Annotated in this window: 17 protein-coding genes; 7 read left to right on the top strand and 10 right to left on the bottom strand. The window is 65.6% G+C overall.

Annotated elements, in window-relative coordinates; genetic code table 11:
• The coding region (locus G6031_RS07980; protein ID WP_182652958.1) for an AAA family ATPase at window positions 1–504 on the top strand (504 nt) is incomplete at its 5' end.
• 40 nt (window positions 505–544) lie between these two features.
• Here G6031_RS07980 and G6031_RS07975 read toward each other — a convergent pair.
• Window positions 545–979, bottom strand: coding sequence for a winged helix-turn-helix transcriptional regulator (locus G6031_RS07975; protein ID WP_182652957.1), 435 nt, complete (start codon window positions 977–979; stop codon window positions 545–547).
• Between the two features lie 131 nt (window positions 980–1,110).
• Between G6031_RS07975 and G6031_RS07970 the strand changes: the two genes are divergently transcribed.
• On the top strand, window positions 1,111–1,983 hold the full coding sequence (locus G6031_RS07970; protein WP_182652956.1) for an oxidoreductase: 873 nt from the start codon (window positions 1,111–1,113) through the stop codon (window positions 1,981–1,983).
• A gap of 36 nt (window positions 1,984–2,019) precedes the next feature.
• Here G6031_RS07970 and G6031_RS07965 read toward each other — a convergent pair whose 3' ends face one another.
• Complete coding sequence (locus G6031_RS07965; protein WP_182652955.1) at window positions 2,020–2,865, bottom strand: SDR family oxidoreductase; 846 nt, start codon at window positions 2,863–2,865, stop codon at window positions 2,020–2,022.
• Between the two features lie 39 nt (window positions 2,866–2,904).
• Entirely contained in the window at window positions 2,905–4,392 is a 1,488-nt protein-coding gene (locus G6031_RS07960) for a glutamine synthetase family protein (RefSeq protein WP_182652954.1), read from the bottom strand.
• Window positions 4,393–4,487: 95 nt separating this feature from the next.
• Here G6031_RS07960 and G6031_RS07955 point away from each other — a divergent pair, with 95 nt between their 5' ends.
• Window positions 4,488–5,012, top strand: a complete 525-nt coding sequence (locus tag G6031_RS07955) for a putative immunity protein (RefSeq protein ID WP_182652953.1) — start codon at window positions 4,488–4,490, stop codon at window positions 5,010–5,012.
• 395 nt (window positions 5,013–5,407) lie between these two features.
• Here the strand turns inward: G6031_RS07955 and G6031_RS07950 are convergent, their stop codons facing one another.
• Together G6031_RS07950 and G6031_RS07945 are read right to left on the bottom strand one after the other, a co-directional pair.
• Complete coding sequence (locus G6031_RS07950; RefSeq protein WP_182652952.1) at window positions 5,408–6,028, bottom strand: maleylpyruvate isomerase family mycothiol-dependent enzyme; 621 nt, start codon at window positions 6,026–6,028, stop codon at window positions 5,408–5,410.
• 44 nt (window positions 6,029–6,072) lie between these two features.
• Complete coding sequence (locus G6031_RS07945) at window positions 6,073–7,053, bottom strand: LLM class flavin-dependent oxidoreductase (RefSeq protein ID WP_182652951.1); 981 nt, start codon at window positions 7,051–7,053, stop codon at window positions 6,073–6,075.
• A 306-nt stretch (window positions 7,054–7,359) separates the two neighbouring features.
• On the opposite strand from G6031_RS07945, the gene G6031_RS07940 reads away from it, so the two are divergent.
• The 3 genes from G6031_RS07940 (at window position 7,360) to G6031_RS07930 (ending at window position 10,516) form a co-directional block, all read left to right on the top strand.
• Window positions 7,360–8,553, top strand: coding sequence for a phosphotransferase family protein (locus tag G6031_RS07940; protein WP_182652950.1), 1,194 nt, complete (start codon window positions 7,360–7,362; stop codon window positions 8,551–8,553).
• Window positions 8,554–8,657: 104 nt separating this feature from the next.
• Window positions 8,658–9,755, top strand: a complete 1,098-nt coding sequence (locus G6031_RS07935; RefSeq protein ID WP_182652949.1) for a hypothetical protein — start codon at window positions 8,658–8,660, stop codon at window positions 9,753–9,755.
• A gap of 251 nt (window positions 9,756–10,006) precedes the next feature.
• Window positions 10,007–10,516 (top strand): very short patch repair endonuclease, encoded by a 510-nt coding sequence (locus tag G6031_RS07930; RefSeq protein ID WP_347238465.1) that lies wholly within the window; start codon window positions 10,007–10,009, stop codon window positions 10,514–10,516.
• On the opposite strand, the gene G6031_RS07925 is transcribed toward G6031_RS07930, so the two are convergent.
• The 5 genes from G6031_RS07925 to G6031_RS07905 form a co-directional block, all read right to left on the bottom strand.
• The gene (locus G6031_RS07925) at window positions 10,440–11,261 is read right to left on the bottom strand and encodes a hypothetical protein (protein ID WP_182652948.1); all 822 of its coding nucleotides are present in this window, start codon (window positions 11,259–11,261) and stop codon (window positions 10,440–10,442) included. The genes G6031_RS07930 and G6031_RS07925 overlap by 77 nt on opposite strands.
• Window positions 11,258–12,130, bottom strand: coding sequence for a hypothetical protein (locus tag G6031_RS07920; RefSeq protein WP_179524357.1), 873 nt, complete (start codon window positions 12,128–12,130; stop codon window positions 11,258–11,260). The genes G6031_RS07925 and G6031_RS07920 overlap by 4 nt, the downstream gene beginning before the upstream one ends.
• Complete coding sequence (locus tag G6031_RS07915) at window positions 12,127–13,767, bottom strand: hypothetical protein (RefSeq protein WP_182652947.1); 1,641 nt, start codon at window positions 13,765–13,767, stop codon at window positions 12,127–12,129. The genes G6031_RS07920 and G6031_RS07915 overlap by 4 nt, the downstream gene beginning before the upstream one ends.
• 173 nt (window positions 13,768–13,940) lie before the next feature.
• Window positions 13,941–14,969: a PD-(D/E)XK motif protein gene (locus tag G6031_RS07910; protein ID WP_182652946.1), complete on the bottom strand. Its 1,029-nt coding sequence runs from the start codon at window positions 14,967–14,969 to the stop codon at window positions 13,941–13,943.
• Window positions 14,966–17,581, bottom strand: coding sequence for a Z1 domain-containing protein (locus G6031_RS07905; protein ID WP_179524354.1), 2,616 nt, complete (start codon window positions 17,579–17,581; stop codon window positions 14,966–14,968). The genes G6031_RS07910 and G6031_RS07905 overlap by 4 nt, the downstream gene beginning before the upstream one ends.
• On the opposite strand from G6031_RS07905, the gene dcm reads away from it, so the two are divergent.
• Window positions 17,553–19,685: a DNA cytosine methyltransferase gene (gene dcm / locus G6031_RS07900; RefSeq protein WP_241737246.1), complete on the top strand. Its 2,133-nt coding sequence runs from the start codon at window positions 17,553–17,555 to the stop codon at window positions 19,683–19,685. The genes G6031_RS07905 and dcm overlap by 29 nt on opposite strands.
• Window positions 19,686–19,687: the final 2 nt, after the last annotated feature.

Below are 19,687 nucleotides of genomic sequence, written 5' to 3'. Positions count from 1 at the left end.
GCGACGCTCGACGACCTCCTCGGTCCGATCCGGCGGTGGCTCGGCGGCGCCGACGACACCGCCGTCGCGCCTGCCGAGCAGCCCACGGCCGCAACTGCCACCCCGACCGGCCGCCTCGACCTGATCGAGGGTGCCGGTGGCGTGCTCGTGCGCCTGGGCACCGACCTCACTGTGCTCGACCTCGCCCGGTCACTCGCCGCCCCGGTGGTCGTGGTGGCCCGCGCGGGACTGGGCACACTGTCCGACACCGAGCTCACGGTCCGCGCGATCGAGTCAGCGGGGCTCCGGTGTGCCGGGATCGTGATCGGCTCGTGGCCGTACGACCCTGACCTCGCCGAGCGCTGCAACCTGGAGGACCTGCCCCGCCTGACCGGGGTTCCGGTCCTAGGCCGCGTGCCCGCGGGCGCCGGGGCGTTCTCGCCCGACGAGTTCGCCCACACCGCTCCAAGTTGGTTCAGCGATCACGTCGTGCCCGCCCTCCTAGGGGGACACCGGACTCCATAGGCAGGGTGTTCTCGGGAGCGCGTCTCGACGATGCGGGCGCTCAGGTGGCAGCAGCGTCGTGAGTCTCGCGGTTGGCCAGCACCTCGGCCATGTGCGTCTGCGCCCAGGCCCTGAGGCCGCGTGTCATGTGATGAAGGGAGACTCCCAGCTCCGTCAGCTCGTAGGTGACGGTGACCGGCACGGTCGGGGTGACGGTGCGGGTGAGCAGGCCATCGCGCTCCAACGACCGCAGTGTCTGGGTCAGCATCTTCTGGCTGACCCCGACCAAGGCGCGGGCGAGTTCGGAGTAGCGCATTGCTCGGGGCGTGCTCGTCACTGCCGTGTCAGCGGAGGCCTCGCCGCCCAGCGCGCAGAGGACCAGAACCACCCACTTGTCCGAAATTCGGTCCAACAGCTGGCGGCTGGGACAGACCGCGAGAAACGCGTTGTACTCGATCGTGGCCTGGGCCTTCTTCTGCGCCGCGGTAGTCGTCACAGAACCATCCCCTCTCCTTCGGGTGGGTTAGGCACTTCCAAGTGCCTACTTCCCCCTGGGAAGTTACCCCCCGAGAATGGTGCAAGGAGGTGGAACCGTCCACTCCCCACGACAACGACGAAGGAAAGACCATGTCTACTCCCTCTGTGACTATTCCCGGCGGCATCTGGAACCTGGGTGATCTGACGGTCACCCGATTCGGCTACGGCGCGATGCAGCTCGCGGGCCCCGGGGTGATGGGCCCCCCGGCCGACCGCAGCGGCGCCCTGGCGGTGCTGCGCGCCGCGGTCGACCTGGGGATCACTCACATCGACACCAGTGATGCCTACGGTCCGCGCGTCACCAACGAACTGATCCGCGAGGCGCTTCACCCGTATCCGGAGTCGCTCGTCATCGCCACGAAGGTGGGCGCGAACCGTGACGAGCGGGGTGGCTGGCCGACGGCCCGGCGACCTGAGGACCTGCGCACGCAGGTGGAGGACAACCTCCGGTCGCTCGGGGTCGAGGCCCTCGACCTGGTCAATCTGAGGATGGGGGACGCCCAAGGTCCGCAGCCGGGTTCGCTCGCCCAGGCCTTCGAGACCCTCGCCGAGCTTCACCACGACGGTCTCATCCGCCACCTCGGGGTCAGCAACGTCACCGCCGAGCAGGCCGCCGAGGCCCAGAGCATCACCCCGATCGTGTGCGTACAGAACATGTACAACCTCGCCCACCGCCACGACGATCTCCTCATCGACCGGCTCGATGCCGAGAACATCGCCTACGTCCCGTACTTTCCCCTCGGAGGTTTCAGCCCCCTACAGTCCACCGAAATCTCGGCGGTCGCCGACCGCGTGGGGGCGGCCCCGATGTCGGTCGCACTGGCCTGGCTGCTTCAGCGCTCACCCAACATCCTGCTCATACCCGGCACATCCACGGCAGCGCACCTGCGAGAGAATGTCGCCGGCGCCGGCCTGACCCTCTCCCCCGAGGACCTGGCAGCACTGGACCAGATCGGCCTCTGACAGGCGTCGGCGCGGGGACTCACCCGGCGTAGGCGTTCACCTGCCGTAGAAGTCAGCGATGCCCTGGGGCGCGTGGCCGGTGAGCTCCTCGACAGAGCCGCTGGCCACCGCCATCTCCCCGCGGGCGATCGCCAGGTAGGTCCCGACCCACCCGTCGAGTTCCCACTCCGGCGTCCCGGGGTAACCCTGCCGACGGGAGGCATAGGCCTGGTCGACCGACTCGTTCTGGAACCGGTAGGTCGTGCCCGTGGCCTCGGTCAGCCGTGCTGCGGTCTGGTCCAGCGTCAGAAGCTCGTCGCCGGTCAGGTCGTAGGTCCGGCCGTCATGTCCCTCGGTCGACAGGACCACCGCGGCCGCCTCCGCGAGGTCCTCCCGGGCGACCCACGCGATCCGACCGTCCCCGGCGGGTCCACGGATGACCCCCTCGGCATCGGCCCAATCGGCCACATAGTCCAGGTAGAAGCTCGGGCGCAGGAAGACGAAGTCCATCCCCGTGGCCCTGATCATCTCCTCGGTCGCGTGGTGGGTCCGGGCGAAGGTGAAGCTCGCCTCCGGTGAGGCGCCCAGGAACGACGTGTACACGACCCTCCGCACACCGGCCGCCACGAAGGCGTCGACGGCGGACCGGTGCACCGACTCGCGATCGGCCGCCTCGTGGCCGGACACGAAGAACACGGTCTCGATGCCGCGCAGGGCATCGGCCAAGGCCTCGCCGTCCTCGTACGAGGCCTCCGCGACGTCTGCGCCCGGCAACGACGGCGCCCGCTCCGCATTCCGGACGATCAGGCGCTGGGCGAGTCCCCGCTCGGCCAGACGTCGAGCGACCGAACCGCCCAGAGCTCCGGTGGCTCCCGTGACGGCGAGGGTCGGTTGAGCTGTCATGCCCCGTCCAACCCCGCCCGGCCGAGCCCTATTCCGCCGTCAGCCGACGTGCCAGTGACGGCGGATGAGCTCCTCCCGGGCGGCCTCGTCGTCGTCGCCCTTTTCACCAGCTACCTCGTCGGACTCGGCGTCGGCGTCACGCAAGCCGGCGAGCAGGGCGTCGATCAGTTTCCCGGGGAAGACGCCGTCGGCTTCGAACATCTCGCGCTCGGCCTCCAGCACGTCGGCCGCCTCCGCGCACGAGGTGGGCAGTTGCTCGAAGTCGTCGTTGTCGTCCGCCTTCAGCCGCTCTGCCTGCTCCAGGCTCCCGGGATCACCCAACCCGCGCGTGGCCGCGACGGCCATCCCGGCCAGGAGCAGGTGGACGTCGGCCGAGCCGTCGCCGAGTCGCAGCTCGATGGTCTGGGGGTGTGTGGCGGGCTCGGGGACGGGCTCGGTGTTGCCGGGATTCGCGTGGGCGACCATGTCTGCCAGCACGTCGCCGCCCCAGGCCAGTGGGACCCGGACCAGACCGGTGCGGTCCTTCTCCCCCCAGCAGATGTCCTCGGGTGACTCGTCGCCGGCGGTGAACCGCAGGTAGGACGTGGGGACCGTGTTGCCGAACGAGGACAGCGCCCTGGCCGCCGAGAGGTAACCGGCGATCAACCGTCGCCCGGTGTCGTTGATCCCCGCCTTGGTGACGATGGTGTTGGTGCCGTTTCGCACGAGCCGACTGTGGATGTGCAGGCCGTTCCCAGCGCCCTCGCCGCTCACCAGTGGGGCGAAGGTCGCCTCGAGCCCGTGGGCGTAGGCGACCTCGCGCACCACCCACTTGGCCAGGACGAGGTTGTCGGCAGCCTGCTCCAGGGGCACGGGCTGGAGCTCGATCTCGTGCTGGACCAGCTGACGGTCATCTTCGAGGATGTTGCCGACCTCGCCGTGGGCGTACTTCAACGGCACCCCCATGGCGCAGAGGTGACCCAGCACCTGCTCGCGGACCCGCTCGTGCTTGGAGAAGGGCCCCGACTCCTGGTACCCGCGCTCCTCCTCCACGGGGAAGAGCGCGTCGGGCCGGTCGACGAGGTAGTACTCCAGCTCGCCGAACGCCTCGAGCGTCATGCCGGTCTCCTGCGTCAGCACCTCGGCGGCGCGGCGCACGACCTGCTCGCGCGCGTACGGCAGCGGCGTGCCGTCCTCGCGGTAGAAGGAACACAGGACGTCGAGGGAGGTCCGCTCGCCGAAGGGGTTGAGGAAAGCGGTGCGGTGCCGCGGGACGATGTAGACGTCACTGGCGTCGGTGTCGGTCCCGGGAAAGACGCTCGAGCCGTCCACGCGCTCTCCTCGCGTCAGGACCTCGTGGAGGTGCTCGCGGGAGTTGATGGGGAAGGCCAGGGTCTTCAGACGGCCGTCGCCGCCGACGTAGCGCAGGTTCACCTGCTCCAGTCCCAGCTCTTCGACCGCCCGGACGAGGGCGTTCGCGGTGAACTCCGTCGAAGGCATGCCGAGCAGGCGGACGAGGGGGTGGGGTTCGAATGCGTCGATGGCCATGCCCCGTTCTATCAGCGCAGCGCCGCAGTACCCACCGGAGTGCGTCCCCTGGGCGAGACCGCTCAGTTTCGCCTGGAGCACGGGAGAATAGGGCCATGGGAGCAGCGGACTTCGATCTGACGATGGACGAGCTACGAACGGTCGTCCGGTTCGCCGCCGACTGCGCTCAGGAACTGATCCCCGAATTCGACGCCGTCGCTCCGGAGGACTCACGACCACGAGACGCGATCGACGCGGCGCGCGCGTTCGCCGACGGCGCTCGGCGGTCGAACCAGCAACGAACCGCCGCCTTCGCATCCCACCGCGCAGCCAAGGAGGTCTCCGACGACACCGCGCGACTGGCGGCACTCGCCTGCGGAGACGCCGCGGCGGCCGCCTACCTTCACCCGATCGCGAGAGCATCGCAGGTCGGACACATACTCCGCGCAGCCGCGTGCGCAGCGCGGGTGGCAGAGTTGAAGACCGGCACGACAGACGATGACAGGGTCCGTGATCTGGCCGAATCCGCGACTCCGCCCTTGCCCGAGATTCTTCGTCGTTATCCGGAGGCACCCCCTGGGAGATCACGCATCTCGCAGCTGATGAGCGCACTCGACTCAGCAATCCGAGAGCGCGACTAGAACCAGAGCTCGGCCAAGGGCTTGATCGACCGGTCCCAAAATCGGGACGCTGGGGAGAGTGACCCTTGCGACCGATGCGGGCGCACTGAGCCGGGCCGAGTCTCTATCCCCTCCCGAGAATCACGTCGTGCACGCGGGGGGCGTACACCCGGCGCTTGACTAACATTCCAAGGTCCACAATGTCACTCTAGGCCCCCTTGACTGACATTGTCCGGGCCAGCATTGCACTCAACCGGCGTCAGACAGACGTAGCCGTCACGTTCCACGCGCGCAATCGCTTCCGCCCGAGAATCCCTCGCGACCAGAATCAGAGCTCGGCCAGCAGCTCGATCGACCGGTTCCGCACCGCCGGGTCGTGCGCGTAGGTGACGGTGATGCCGGCCCGTCACCTGCGGCTAGGTCAACCGCTCCGCGAGTCGGGGCACGCCGTCGCCGGCGAGCTGGTCGAGGTGGCTGCGCCGGCCGGCCATCGCCATGACGAGCGCGAGCGTCGGGCCGGCCACCTCCGGGCCTGCCCCGGCTCGGAACGGTCCGTCGGTGGCGCGCAGGGCCAGTCCGGCGCTGGTCGTCTTGCTGTTCACCGTGAAATTGCGGCTCACGTAGAACTCCGCCACCTCCGTCACCGCCTCCGTGTCGCTCGAACTCGGAAGTCCCAGCGGATGGCGGATGTCCTCGCGGTGCACGATGACCTCCCCCAGGTAGGCGGGCAGGTCCTTGGTGGGCGCGACGGTCGAGTCGATCACGGCCCTGAAACGGTCGAGGGTGTCCTCCGGCGTGGTGCCCAGGTGGTCGCGCAGTCGTCGTTCGTTGTGCACGGCCGGCCGGAACCCGGCCAGGACGATGCTGCGCATCCATGCCCACTGCCCGACCGACGCCGCGGCGGTGAGGTGCGCGACGACGTGCTCGACGTCCCACTGCCCGCACAGGGTCGGGTGACGCCATTGCGCCTCATCGAACCCCGCGAGGTCCCGTGCCAGGTCTCGACGGGCCCGGTGTATCGCCTCCCAGGCATCCATGCCAGCCTCCACCTCGCTACCGACCGATTCGGTGTCCGCTGTATTCAGTACCAGAGGTCAGCCAGCAACTCCAGGGACCGGTTCCGCACCGCCGGGTCGAACGCGTAGGTCACGGTGATCAGCTCGTCGGCGTCGGTGCGCTCGACGAACTCGTCCAGCTGCGCCTTGACGGTCTCCGGCGATCCCACCGCGCTGATCTCGAGCATCCCGGGCGAGCTGCCGGCGAACTGCTCCGGGTCGACGGGCGGTTGGATCTTGCGGCGTCGCCCCGCCCGCAGGTCGAGGAACATCTGCTGGAGGGTCGTGAACTGATATCGGGCTTCAGCGTCCGTGTCGGCGACGATCACGTTGATCCCGGCCATCACCTGGGGCGTGTCGATGCGCGCGGTGGGCGCCTCGGTGCTGAAGGACTCCCGGTAGACGCGGACGGCGTCGTCTATCTGGTCGGGGGCGAAGTGCGAGGCCAGCGAGAACGGCAGCCCCAGCTGCCCGGCGATCGACGCGCCGTTGACAGTGGAGCCCAGCACCCAGATCGGCACCTCCATGTTCTGCGAGACCGACGAGAGGATCGGGGTGCTGTGCGCGGTGCCGGTCTCGCCGAACCAGGCCTGCAGGTCGTAGATGTGCTGGGCGAAAGCCTGCGGCTCTGCTGACGACCTGCTCAGCGCCTGCGCGGTCATCCCGTCGGTTCCGGGGGCGCGGCCCAAGCCCAGGTCGATGCGGTCGCCGTGGAGGTTGGCGAGCGTGCCGTACTGCTCGGCCACCATGAGCGGCGCGTGGTTGGGCAGCATCACTCCGCCGGAGCCCACGCGGATCCTCTCCGTCACCGAGGCCGCCTGCGAGATGAGCAGCGAAGTCGCGCTCGAGGCGAGGTTGGGGGTGTTGTGGTGCTCGGCAAACCAGAGGCGCTTGTAGCCCAGCCGGTCGGCGAGCTTCGCGGACTCCATCGAGGCGGCGATGCCCTCACGGGCGGTCGAGCCTTCGGAGATGGAGACCAGATCGAGGATGCTCAAGGGGATCGACAACTGCGCACCTTTTTCTGCGTTCAGAACTACCGGCGCGGTCCGGTCAGGCCCGCGCTCCGAGGCTACCGATGCCAGTACTTCGGTGACAGATCACCGACCCCCGTCCGTGCCGGCGCCACCCCCGCCGTGGTGACGCAGGGCGGTCCGTCTCTACGCCTGGATATGACGACGACGACGCGCGCCTCCCCTCCTGCGGGAACGGCCCCGGGGTTGCGCATTTCGAGCACCTCCCCATGTGCCGTGGGTCACACTGGCCGAGTGCGGGTATCGCCCGCGCGGCAGGTCCGCACGAAGGGTCCCGACCACATGACTGACCACGCGACGCAGGCGACGTCCACCGAGTCCATTTCCACTCAGCCGCGTTCGGATGAACCGCTCAACCAACGAATCACCTCGGGCGAGGCCGACCTCGATGAGTTTCGGGAGCACCTGACCCTGTGGTTGGCCGGTCGGGACGAGGTCGACTCCGACGCCGGGGTCGAGGTCTCTGCGGTGAGCCGGCCGGAGAGCTCGGGGATGTCCAACATCTCGGTGCTCTTCGACGCCGCCTGGACCCCCGCCGGTTCGACCGAACGGCAGTCCGCGCAGTTGGTGGCCCGGATGTGCCCGCAGGACGACGCGTTTCCGGTGTTCCCCGTCTACGACCTGCAGAAGCAGTTCGACGTGATGAGAGTGGTCCGCGAGAACACCGACCTGCCGGTCCCCCGCGTCCGCTGGCTGGAGCAGGACCCGGCCGTACTCGGCACACCGTTCCTGGTGATGGATCGGGTCAGCGGCCGGGCCCCGGTCGACAATCCCCCGTACGTCTTCGACGGTTGGCTCCTGGAGATGGACCCCGAGCAGCGGCGGGTGGTGCAGCGGGAGTCCCTGGCGGTGCTTGCGGCGATTCACGGCATTGAGGGGCCAGCCGAACTGGTGCCCTCGCTCGCCCCCGCCGGCGGTTCCGGCGGAGCGGGAGCGAGCGCACTGCGCGCCCACGTGGACGAGCAGCGGGCCTACTACGAGTGGACCATCCGTGAGGACGGGCTGCGGATCCCGCTGATCGAGCGGGCACTTGACTGGATCGAGGCCCACTGGCCCGACGAGACCAGCCCGGACGCCCTGAGCTGGGGCGATGCGCGGATCGGCAACATTCTCTACGAGGGAACGCAACCGTCCGCCGTCCTGGACTGGGAGATGGCGACCATCGCGCCGCCCGAGGTGGATCTGGGGTGGTTCCTGTACTTCCACGATGTGTTCCAGGAACTCGCGGTGGCCTTTGAATTCCCCGGGATTCCGGACCTGTTCGAGCATAGCGAGGTCGTGGAGCAGTACGAGCACCTCACCGGATCCACGGTCCGGGATCTGCCGTTCTACTACGTGTACGCGGGGCTGCGGCAGGCCGTGATCCTGTCGCGGATCACTCGTCGTCGTATCCACTTCGGTGAGGTGGAGACCCCCGCCCACCCGGACAGTTACGTCCTCCACCACACCAAGTTGGCGCAGCTCATCGCCGACTGACCGCGTCCACCGGCCCTGCGCACCCACCAGCCTCTCCCCCGCCGCGCCAGCGGCGGACTACTGACTACTGACTACTGACTACTGACTACTGACCGAGGATCCACGTGAAACCCACCCCGCTCGACGAGTTTTCCGTCCACCAGACGCCGCTGCCGATGGCGCAGGCGGGCACGAGCGATCGGAACTTCTACGACCGCTATTACTTCAACGCGCACGACCGCACCGGGGAGGTGTTCCTGGTGACCGGGTTCGGGGTGTATCCCAATCTCGGCGTGGTGGACGCGTTCGCGACGGTGCGCCACGGCGACACGCAGCGGTCGGTGCGGTTCTCCGACGCACTCGAGTCGCGGTCGCTGGAGCCGGCGGTGGGCGGGTACCGGATCGAGGTGATCGACCCGCTGCGGTCGTTGCGCCTGGTGTGCGAGCACCCGGATCTCTCGATGGACATGACCTGGGAGGGGTCGTTCGAGGCGGTCCTCGAAGACCGGCACGTCCTGCTGGAGGGCACGCGCCCGATGCTGGACGCGAGCCGGTTCGCGCAGGTGGGCAGCTGGTCGGGGACGCTCTCGGTCGACGGCCGTGACTTCCGCGTCGACCCTGACGTGTGGCTGGGCACCCGCGACCGCTCGTGGGGGATCCGCCCGAGCGGGGAGTCCGAGCCCCCGGGCCGGTGGGCCGCCGAGCCGCGCGAGGGCTTCTGGTGGACCTACATCCCGTTGCGCTTCGACGACTACGCGATGGTCGTGATCCTCCAGGAGAGCCCCGATGGGCACCGCACGCTGAACCACGCGAGCCGGGTGTTCGCGGACGGACGGATCGAGCAGTTGGGCTGGCCGCGTTTGGAGGTCGACTACCGCAGCGGCACCCGGCATCCGGACTGCGCGCGGGTGCACCTGACGACCCCGCTCGGTGAGCCCTTGTTGTTGGAGGTCGAGACCCTGGGCGGGGTGCCGCTGAGCATGGGCGCGGGCTACGTGGGCGACCCGGCATGGTCACACGGACGCTGGATGGGCCGCGACTGGAGCGAGTCCGTCACCTACGACATGACCTCCCCTGACGTGGTGGGCATGCTGCCGTTCAACGTCGTGGACCACGTGGCGCGCGCGACCTGCAACGGCGACGAAGGATGGGGCCTGTTCGAGCACGCCAACATGGGCAGGCACGACCCGTCGGGGTTCATCGACTGGAGCGATATGGCGTGAGCCGCAAACACTCCACAAGCACGGGCGGGTAAGCAACTCCCCCGGTTCGTTTCACCGCCGTAGGATGCCGGCGTGGAAGGATGTCAGCCCGCGTCGACTCAGGCGAGCCCCAATGGTTGCGTCGCCGATGGGTGGGCGGCCAGGGCGCGGGGTACCGTCGCACCGGCCGCCCATAATCGGCCCGGTGGCCAGGTACAGCATCGGGGTGCGAACCCGGCAGCCGCAGCCGGAGGTGCCGCCACGGTTCGGAAATGTCGGTGCGTGTGATGGCCCCCGAGAGGAACTCCCCACCCTCACGCACCGCTCGCCCAGCCGCCTCGTCCGAAACGGTCCGTCTCAACATGTCCCGTCAGAAGCGACGCGATACCGGATGCGAGATGGCGGTCCGACGAATCCTTCACGCCGAGGGAGTCCGCTACAGGGTCGATTTCCGCCCACTGCCCGATGAGCGATTCAGGGTCGACATCGGCTGGCGGAAGTACAAGCTAGCAGTGTTTATCGACGGCTGTTTCTGGCACGGGTGTCCCGATCACGGAACCCTCCCGAAGAGCAACTCGGGATGGTGGTCCGCCAAGCTCCAGGCCAACTCCCAGCGGGATCGACGGACTGTCGAGACCCTCCGTTCGAGGGGATGGACCGTACTTCGGTTCTGGGAACACGAGGACCCCGACAACGTCGCCTCGACTATCCGAAAGCACCTGATGCAACGAGCCGCCTCAGGTGGCGACCCGATTTCGCCTCACCAGTTTCGACTGCCTTGATGTACGCATCGCGGACCTCGTTGAACACTATGTCGATCTCTCGCTGCAGCACGTCATCTGGGAGGAAGGTGAGCCCACGAACAGAGTTGATCGCACGAATTCTGACCATGGCAGTACGGAGAAACTCAGACGAGGACAATGCTCCGTCGAACTGGGAGCGCACGCGGTCATGCGACCGGACGATCGCACGCGCCAACTCGAGGTTCCCCCCGACAGAAGAACGCTCCATGATGCCGACCGTCTCGTCCTCCCCCAGCTTGTTAGACAGCTCGGGACCGAGCACGTACGCCCTCCACCATAGTTTGCGGAAGACGTTGCGGGGTTTGCCGATGAGACGCTCGTATTCGTAGTCGCCGGGCTTGTTCGGATAGCGCCACATACCGACATGGGGCAGCAGCACCAGGGTGAAGAAGTTCCAGACCTCGTCGACAGCGGCCTCGACCGGGAGGATGTTCATCTTCTCAACGAGAAAGGCAGCGACCTCACGGTCGAAATCAGCGGCAGACTTCTTTCCCCCCGCTTCGTCCGGATACCCGTACTTACAGGCAATTCCTTCGACCCCGGCGCGAAGCTCTACCAGCGTCTCCGCCTCGACCTGGAACGGGTAATTCGGGTGAAAGTAGGCCCGAAGGTGATCAGTCGCCGACGACTGTCGGAGGTCGTCCGGATTCTTCCCCTCGAACTCCCGCAGAATCCCGATCGCGACCTGAGTCGGAATCCGGGGATATACCAGCTCCGGCCTCATTTCGTCGGCTCCGAGGTCGCCGCTTGGATGCGCGCCTCTACGCGCCAAGGGGTTGTCTCCATCGCACTGCTCATCTCTTCGAAATCCGTCTCTGCGAAATAGCGGCGGAACGTCGCCCAGAGCACGCCGCCGATGGTGTCATCGTCATAGGAACGAATCTCTGGTCCCTCGCGAAGGGCCCAGCTGATCAGATTGCGGTGTAGGTCCGCCTTGAGAACTGTCTGCAGCACCTTCGATTCCGCCGCGTTCGGCGAATCGAGGAGCTTACGGACGGAAGGATGCGCCGTGTTGAGCCGCAAATTGAAGCTGCCCATGGCGCTGGCGCCGAGGTCGACGGAAGTGGGGGCGAACTCCCACATTCCCTTCTGCATCTCCCCTGCCGGGAACTCGACAGCGACGAGCGGGAATCGCGAACCCGCGCCCTCGAGGAACACCTGCCTGTCTTCGGCCCACAGAATTGAGCCTGGACGCCTGGCCGCTAGAGGCGAACACTCCGTGGGTTCAACCGACATGACGAGGGCGTAGAGAGATATTCGCAGGACTCCCCCCGTACGGTCAGACGGTATCGATGCCCGTATGCGGTTGCCTCCGTGGACCACCGCTCCCCCAAGCCCCGAGTTGTAGAGGTTCGTCTTGTTCGAACGCCATCGGAACCCGAGTCGTATATCGGTCGACGGGCCGAGCCCACACTGATCGAGGAGCCTCACCTTGTCGATCTCCACCTCCCAGCTGACGCCGAGATCAACGGAATAATCCCACCCCTCGATGGCCTCGGAGTCAGCGATCTCGAACCCGTTCACCGAGAAAACAGGTTCGTCGAGTTGGAAGAGCCCCGGATCAGGCTCGAGAAAGCCCGCTGTCGTGATCACTGTCCAACCACCTCGGTGCGAACGTCCAATGTCAACCGCGCTTGATCGGGCTGCGGGAACGATACCGTCACCAGGTGTTCACCGGGCACCTCCCAGATGAGATGGTCACCGACCGCTTCGGCCTCTTCACCGGATTCCTTCCATCCGAGAAGGCCACTGATCGACTCCAGACCACCCCCGTCCAGAACGACCTTCGGTGTCGCGGTGAACTTGACTGGCAGAGGCGATTCCGCGACCCGCAACCTGACCGTGAACTCGGCCACCGTCGCGCCGTCGGCGACCTTCAACTGCACAGCTTCAACAACCGCCGAATGCGCCAGCGGCGGCTTGGTGTTCGTTGCCGGCGGCCGAGGCCGTCGGGGTGCCGGTCGCTGCACTCTGGGACCCCCGCCATCGATGCCCGAGACGACGTCCCCGAGGAGCGCGGAGAGCGCGGCGACGCCCTTGAGATGCCGCTCCTCCGGCCGGTCGCTCACGCTCCCCGCGCCCCTGTCGCTGAACATCTTCTTGATCCGGTTCAAGGAGATCCGGACGATGTTGGCCTGGTGATTCCCGAGGCTCACGGGCTGCCAGTCATCATGGGCGACCGGTTCTGATCTGGCGAACTGTTCATCGACTCCCGGGTCCGCGATGAACACCCCGGCCATCTCGAGATCGGAAGGATCGCGTTCGACCGGCATGTACTTCACGACGAAACGAGGGTTGCGCATCAACGCCACCTTCGACAGCTTCTGTTCATCAATGGCAAGGCCCCTCGGTGTGAACCTTGCGACTGCGAGACTGCCGGCTGCCACTCTTGGACGCTCGGACCATATCCTCGCGATCAGATCCGGGTACTTGTCGACGAACTTGTTCGCGGAACGGGTGTTCGCGTCGTTTGTGGCAATCGCCAGTTCGTACGCCCGTGCGTAGTGCTTGTACAGGGGATGTCGTTTCGGTTCCGGCACCGCCAGCTCCGCGCCATCCGCACTGAACCCGAACTGAATCGTCGGCCTCCCTCGCTCGCCGACCATGTGCGGCCACGCCCACTCCAGTGCGGCATTCGCCAGCCGCTCCACGTCCCCCGCTCCGATCAGCGCGCCATCGATGGTCGGCGCGACGATCCCGATGGACGTCCCCGTGTCCTCACCGAGGAGATCGAGGCCGATGGCATCAGCGTAAGCATCCGCTTCTGTGTCGAGGTACGGCTCGGCTCCCACGTGCGAGTCTGGACGACCCCACCAGTGACGTCCGGTATACGGCTTCGCCGCTTCTTCGTAGTCATCGCCGATTCCGACCGCGATGAAACGGCTTTGGAGCCTGTTCTCGAAACGGGTTCTGGTGTAGATGACGATCGTGCCCACCGCGCTCGTCTCGAACAGAATCCCCTTCCCGAAGCCGTACGTACCTCCCCCTACAGCCTTGTCTTGGCTCCGCCCGATATTGCGCACCAAGCCGACGAAGTCCTTGCGGCCGCTGAATGCCACATCGGATCGCGTCGGACCTCCGAGGCCACGTGTCCTGCGGTCCGAGATGACGAGCAGAGACGACGCTTGATCAGGGCCGATGCGCTCGTAGTGCAGTGCGGCCGGAGAGTCCGCCAGCACCGTCTCGAACAACGCGCTGCGCGCGGTCACCGTCAGCTTGAGGAGATCCATCCGGAACGTGATCCCGTGTCGCTCGTCCTTCCGAGCGTCCCAACTATTCTGGACGGACTCTCGGAAGAGCAGAGAATGATGGTCGAGGTCCGGACGTCCGAGGGTCTGCCCCGCGGAATGTGCGTGGAAACCGCCGTGCGCGCCGAATGGCTCTGACCACCTGGAAAGCGGTTTCACAAGAGCTCCTTGAGGAAGGACCGGACTCCGTCGACGTCAAGGGACCCGGGGACTGTTTCGTGAGCGGTGAGGTCGAGCAGGTAGGAGATGTTGCGGATCCGGTCTGAATGCGGGATGTCCCGGAGCCTCGCATGGTCGATACGCGGGAAATCCGTAACTATCCGGTAGAAGCGATCCTCGAGGAAATCCATCTTCTTCTTCTCGTAGTCGTCTGCGCGGGAGTGGTGATATCCCACCGCTTGAAGCTTCTCCGCGAAGGACTCGGATTCCGCCCCGAGCTCCAGAGCGGAATCCACTAGCGCCGGAATCGAGACGTCGCCGGCCGGTGAGAACGCGACCCGCGCCGCGGCGAGGAAGAGCGGGCGATCCTCGGGGACGTCGAGCTGCCCGACCCCGTTGATTTCCACCTCCATACCTGTCTTTCGCTGAGTTCCCTTCACCTCGACAACGCAATTCACCAGCACGAAATCGTGATCCGCACCATCTGGACCGCTCCATGATTCGAGAGCAGTGGGTCCGGCCTCTTGAAGGAGTGCGACGAGCACGCGCAGCTCAGCTGCTAGACCCACGATATTCTTGTCAGCCAACAATCCTGCGCCGCGGGTGGCGAACAATCGCCTCCACCGGTCGAGAACCACCCGTGCTGCGGCAGGCGACCCGTTAGAGACGGACGGGCCAGATTCGAACTCGTCGAGAACATCGTCAATGAACGCGGCGAAGGTGTCGCGCAGAAACACAGGTTCACACCGGAAAACGAGGAAGGGCTCGATGCGATTCCCCTCTGCATACCTCTCTCGCCGGAGGGATACCGATGTTCCGGCGCTGTCGTCGACGAAGGCGTCGAACTCGTCCTCAGAGATAGGGATCATGAGGATTCTTCGACCTGCTGGGTCTATTGCGTGACGGATGGGCCCGGCTTCGGCGTCGACGCCTGTTTCACGCACGACGATATCTCCGCGGTTAAAGGCCGCTTCGAGGAAGGCGAACGTCGACTTGGACGGCTCCCGGGAGTCACTGTGAGTCACTTGTACACCTCATCGGCCGAATCGAGCGCGAGGACGTCGTCAACCTCGAAGTCCTCAGTCGGGGGCGGGACCGCGATGTACTCAACAGCGGACCCGATGTCATGCGCCTTCGGGAACTGGAAAGCGACGCCGATCACGTCGTCAACGGCATCGAGACTCGTCTTCTGCGAATCCTTCTTCGTGTCCGCGTAGTCCAACTTCGGCGACGAGTCTCTTGCGATGGGATAGACGATCAGAAGGCCTCGATCTCCGACGAGTTCTTCTCTGATCCGGTTCTTCGCAGGGGTCGACAGGTCACCCCTCAGCAGCGACTCCTTCTGCTCTGGAGCGACGTCCAGATCAACCAATCGGTCCATGGATCCGATCAACGTCCGGATGTTAGCGTGATCCCCGTTCTGATGCTTCATCCTCGAACGTTCGACGGGCACCACTGCCATTCCCGGCGCCAGTTCGATCGGCTCGTGGCGCCCACTCGGACTGCTCATCACGGCGACGTTCCACTTCCTCAGAGCCGACAACTCACTCTGCTTCCGAATGTACTTTGTGATCAGCTCGCCCTTCATCCGGGTAGCGGCGTGGTGGAATTGATACATCTCGAGGAAATCGAATATCGCCTCCACCGGAACATCGCGGAATAGTTTCGCGGACGCCGTCATCACTGAGGGACGCCACGGCCCGACAAGGGATTCGGCCGTAGAGAGCAGCTCGGACGTCGCGGTCTTATTCGTCCGCAACCAGTCGGAGTCACTGTGCTCGAAGAGAATGGTCTGCAGCACTTCCTGCGAGAAACTGACGAATACCCGCTGGGCCGACCTGGTCTTGTTCCTTGCTGCTACGAGCAAGGATGAATGCGTCCTGATCACGGGCCGGACCTTCGCCGGGGTCGTCTCGAACTCGTACTGTTTCACGAACTGGCGAAACTCCTCCTCCACCGTTGCGAGATCGACGAAGAACTCGTTCAGCTCGTCTGTCATCCACACCCGCTGCAGATCTTCGTAACCCATCCGGTACCCGAACCACCGCCCCATCTGGAGAAGGGAGTCATAAGCGTTCGAAGCTCGCACGAAATAGCTGGTCACAAGCCCTTCCAGAGTGAGGCCGCGCGAAAGGGTGTTGCCACCGATCACCACCACGGCCTGGGGCTCATCCCCGTAGTGCAACCTGTCGGAGGACCTGTAGTTGTCGATCACCAGCCGCAGATCCGCGAAGACATCGTCGAGCTCAGCTTCCAGGTCTTCGAAGGTGATCACAGTATTTCCAAAACGCGCAGCGTCGATCGCGGTGCTCTCCGATGCCCATAGGCTGCGGAGCTGTGGTCGAGCCGATCCGGCCCGGTGCTGGGCCGCCTCAGCTTCGATCGCATCCGAGACAACCTCCGCGAGTTTTTCGTGCGCCCGCCCCAGCATCGAGGTGTGAATGAGCAGCGTGGAGTGTTTGTTCCCCGTTCCGCGCACCCGCCTCGCCGCGGTCGCCAGGATGAACCACCGCAGCGCGGTGAGCAGAGAATCCGGAACCGATGGGGTCCACGATTCGACTGCTCCCTTCCCTCGGGGCTGACGTACCTCGTCGACATGCTCTTCGGGAATCGACCTGATCACGTCGAGTCCGTCGACCGGTTCGGACTCATCGGTCTCCAGCAGACCACGCCCGAAGAGCTCCGCCGAACCGAAATAGTTCTCGGGCTTGGGAAGATCGACGATGAAGTCCTTCGGGTACAGGTCGTTGGCGTTCTCAGGATCGATCAGCACGTTCGCGAACGGGGTCGCGGTATAGGCGATGTAGCCCGACCTCTCGAATTCCAGTAGCTGCCGTATGAGGCTGTTGATTCGTGAGACGCGACCCTGACCTACATCGATGCTGGCTTGATCGGCTTCATCGTCGATGATAAGGATCGGGAACGCGTCCGCGTCCCGCTGAGCACTCTTCAGCCAGACGAGAAGACGCTTGAGACGGTGCGGGTTCTTCTTCACCACTGCGATCAGCCTCAGGTCGGTCCCCGCCGCAATCTTGCTTAGCTGTTCGGGCGCCTCGAAGTCGGAGTCGGTATTCGTGAGAGTCACGAACTGCGGATTGTCGTCGATCAGCATCTCGTCGATCCGGCCCTGCGTCTGACTGCGGAGGTTCTCCGTGATCCCTGACAGGACGATGAAGAATCGGTATCCACGATCCGCAGCCTTCGCGATCACAGACATGAAGCTGGTGGTCTTTCCGCTCTGCACGAACCCGAGGACGAGTCCGCGGAGCTCACGCCCCGGGATAGCCGGTGCGCCGAGTTCCGCGAGGACACGATCCGATGCCTCGTGAATGGACTCGACGGCGTCTGCGGGCAGCTGTGCCTCGAGCCGGGTGCGAAGCAGTGGCCACGCGACGTCCTCAGGCTGCACGCCGGAGTACCAGGTGCCGGTCTTCTCGGTGCGGGCGGAGATGACGCCCACTGACTCCATCTTCCTGATTCTTCCCGCCCTGATCTCGAACATCGCACGGATCGCCTGGACCTGCTCCTCAGTCCGCCCTCGGGCGACGAACTTCCTGAGGATCTGGTCGGGCGACTTACCCAGGTCCACCTGATCTTGGTAGTCCTCGATGTCGACGTCCGAGACCTCGAATGCCACTTGCCCTCCCGGCTTTGTAAAAAACGCTAATCGAATACTAATGTTTGCTTCCGACACTCGGAGCGGGAGCCCCCGATTTTTCGCAATGTCGTGGGCGGCGCCTACTCTCCGGTTGAGAGTCGTCACCCAGAGAGAGGAGCGAGACGTGGTCCGAAAGGCGACGCCATACGGCGTCAAACTAATCCGCGGCCCGTTCCTCGACCTGCCCCCACATGAGCACCACTCCGCCGATGTAGGAGACTTCAAACGACTCGCCAGTTCCCTGCGCAGGCGTGGTGCGCATCTCGCTGCGGATCTCTTCTCCGGGGCCGGGGGCATCAGCCTCGGTCTCGAGGAGGCCGGTTACGACGTCATACTCGGTGCAGACCACTACGAGGCCGCCGTCCGCACGCACGCCCACCACTTCGCGGGTTTGTCGCTGGACTGGGATCTCGCGGACGCAGATGTTGTCGAACGCGTCGCGGGCCTGATCAAGGAGGCCCGCGTCGAGATCATCGCCGGTGGACCGCCCTGTCAACCGTTCTCCAAGGCGGGCCGATCCATGATCCGGCACCGCGTTCAGCTAGGGGAACGCGATCCGCACGATGAGCGTCGGGATCTCTGGCGTTCCTTCCTCGAGATCGTCGGAGTCGCGCGGCCTCGCGCTGTGCTCATGGAGAACGTTCCGGACCTCGCGCTCGACCGCGAGATGTTCATCTTCCGATCGATCGTCGAAGAGCTGGAGCAGGACGGTTACTCCGTCCACACCCGCATCGTGGAGACGTGGAGATACGGCGTTCCCCAGATGCGCCAGCGCCTCTTGGTGGTGGCCTTGCGCGACGGTGTCGCCTTCGAGTGGCCCGCTGACGCCCCTACCAAGACAACGTTGTGGAACGCGATCGGTGAGCTTCCCGAGGTCGAGGGCGGATGGCGCCCAGAGGGTGGCGCCGAGGGCTGGGCAGAGTACGACGGCCCGGTCACCGAGTATCAGCAGAGAATGCGACGCGGTGTCACGAGTCCGGACGCCCACAAGTTGTTCGACCACATCACGCGTCCGGTGCGCGAAGACGATCGCGCAGCGTTCGAGACCATGACGCACAAGACCAAGTACTCCGACCTCGCGCCCGAGCACCAGCGGTACCGCAACGACATCTTCGACGACAAGTACAAACGTCTCGATGAGAACGACCTCTCGAGGACGATCACCGCGCACATCGCCAAGGACGGGTACTGGTACATCCATCCCCGCCAGCCACGGACGCTCACCGTCCGGGAGGCCGCGCGCATCCAGTCCTTCCCCGACTACTTCCGCTTTTCGGGGCCACCTTCCGCCGCGTTCAAGCAGATCGGTAACGCCGTCCCCCCTCTGGTCACCGAGGCCGTGGGCAAGTCGATTCGATCAGCGTTGGCGGCCGGCCGGTCGATGCCGTTCAATACACGCGAGATATCGCAGAGGATGTCGACCTGGTACCGGAGCCGCGGAGAGGACGATCTCGCCCTCCCGTGGTTTCGATCCGGCTCGCGGTGGGTCTTGGTCGCCAGTGAGATACTCCTCGCCCGAGCGTCTCGGACCGTCACGCGGAGCTTTTTCCCTGTCATCGCAGCGCTCGATGTCCCTCGGGGCTCCCTACCCGCGGACGATGCTCTTGCCATCCTCAGGAACATGGCTGACGGAGTTGGACGCTCCACGCGCGCGGACCAGCTCAGTGATCTGGCCGGGCAGATGGCCGACGCTCCGGACGCCCTCTGGTCGCCCACAATCGACCGCACCGCGCTTCCGACGATACCCGCGTCCACCGCGGACCTGGCCGAGCTGGCCGTGCCGACAGCTGACGAGGACAGGCAGGAGTCAGAAGAGCCCATCCTCACCGGTAAGGGCATTCTCCGAGTGGCCAGTCGGTTCCTGGGGAACGACGTGGACAAGCGGAACAAGCTGACCGACGGTCGCCTGGCGGTCGCGCGTTTGGTCGGAATCGGCGAGGAGTCGCGTGATGCCCAGCTCGGCCTGATCGAGCTCGCAGCATCGGTCTGTACCATCGACCAGCCCAGATGCAGTATGTGCCCGCTGTCCGACCACTGTGCGTACGCCAACGACAAGCGGGACGAACCGACCTCGCTGTTCTGAGG

Origin of the sequence: Dietzia sp. CQ4 (genome assembly GCF_014145125.1) — a bacterium.
GTDB classification, from domain to species: domain Bacteria; phylum Actinomycetota; class Actinomycetes; order Mycobacteriales; family Mycobacteriaceae; genus Dietzia; species Dietzia natronolimnaea.
This window is presented reverse-complemented; position numbering and strand designations above follow the sequence as displayed.

What these genes read in the sequence shown, in the direction of transcription:
- G6031_RS07955 (WP_182652953.1), top strand. Translation starts at nt 4,488, where the DNA reads ATGGGAGCAGCGGACTTCGATCTGACGATGGACGAGCTACGAACGGTC.
- G6031_RS07940 (WP_182652950.1), top strand. Translation starts at nt 7,360, where the DNA reads ATGACTGACCACGCGACGCAGGCGACGTCCACCGAGTCCATTTCCACT.
- dcm (WP_241737246.1), top strand. Translation starts at nt 17,553, where the DNA reads ATGTCGACGTCCGAGACCTCGAATGCCACTTGCCCTCCCGGCTTTGTA.
- G6031_RS07965 (WP_182652955.1), bottom strand. Translation starts at nt 2,865, where the DNA reads ATGACAGCTCAACCGACCCTCGCCGTCACGGGAGCCACCGGAGCTCTG.
- G6031_RS07925 (WP_182652948.1), bottom strand. Translation starts at nt 11,261, where the DNA reads ATGAGGCCGGAGCTGGTATATCCCCGGATTCCGACTCAGGTCGCGATC.
- G6031_RS07915 (WP_182652947.1), bottom strand. Translation starts at nt 13,767, where the DNA reads ATGGATCTCCTCAAGCTGACGGTGACCGCGCGCAGCGCGTTGTTCGAG.
- G6031_RS07970 (WP_182652956.1), top strand. Translation starts at nt 1,111, where the DNA reads ATGTCTACTCCCTCTGTGACTATTCCCGGCGGCATCTGGAACCTGGGT.
- G6031_RS07960 (WP_182652954.1), bottom strand. Translation starts at nt 4,392, where the DNA reads ATGGCCATCGACGCATTCGAACCCCACCCCCTCGTCCGCCTGCTCGGC.
- G6031_RS07950 (WP_182652952.1), bottom strand. Translation starts at nt 6,028, where the DNA reads ATGGATGCCTGGGAGGCGATACACCGGGCCCGTCGAGACCTGGCACGG.
- G6031_RS07930 (WP_347238465.1), top strand. Translation starts at nt 10,007, where the DNA reads ATGTCGGTGCGTGTGATGGCCCCCGAGAGGAACTCCCCACCCTCACGC.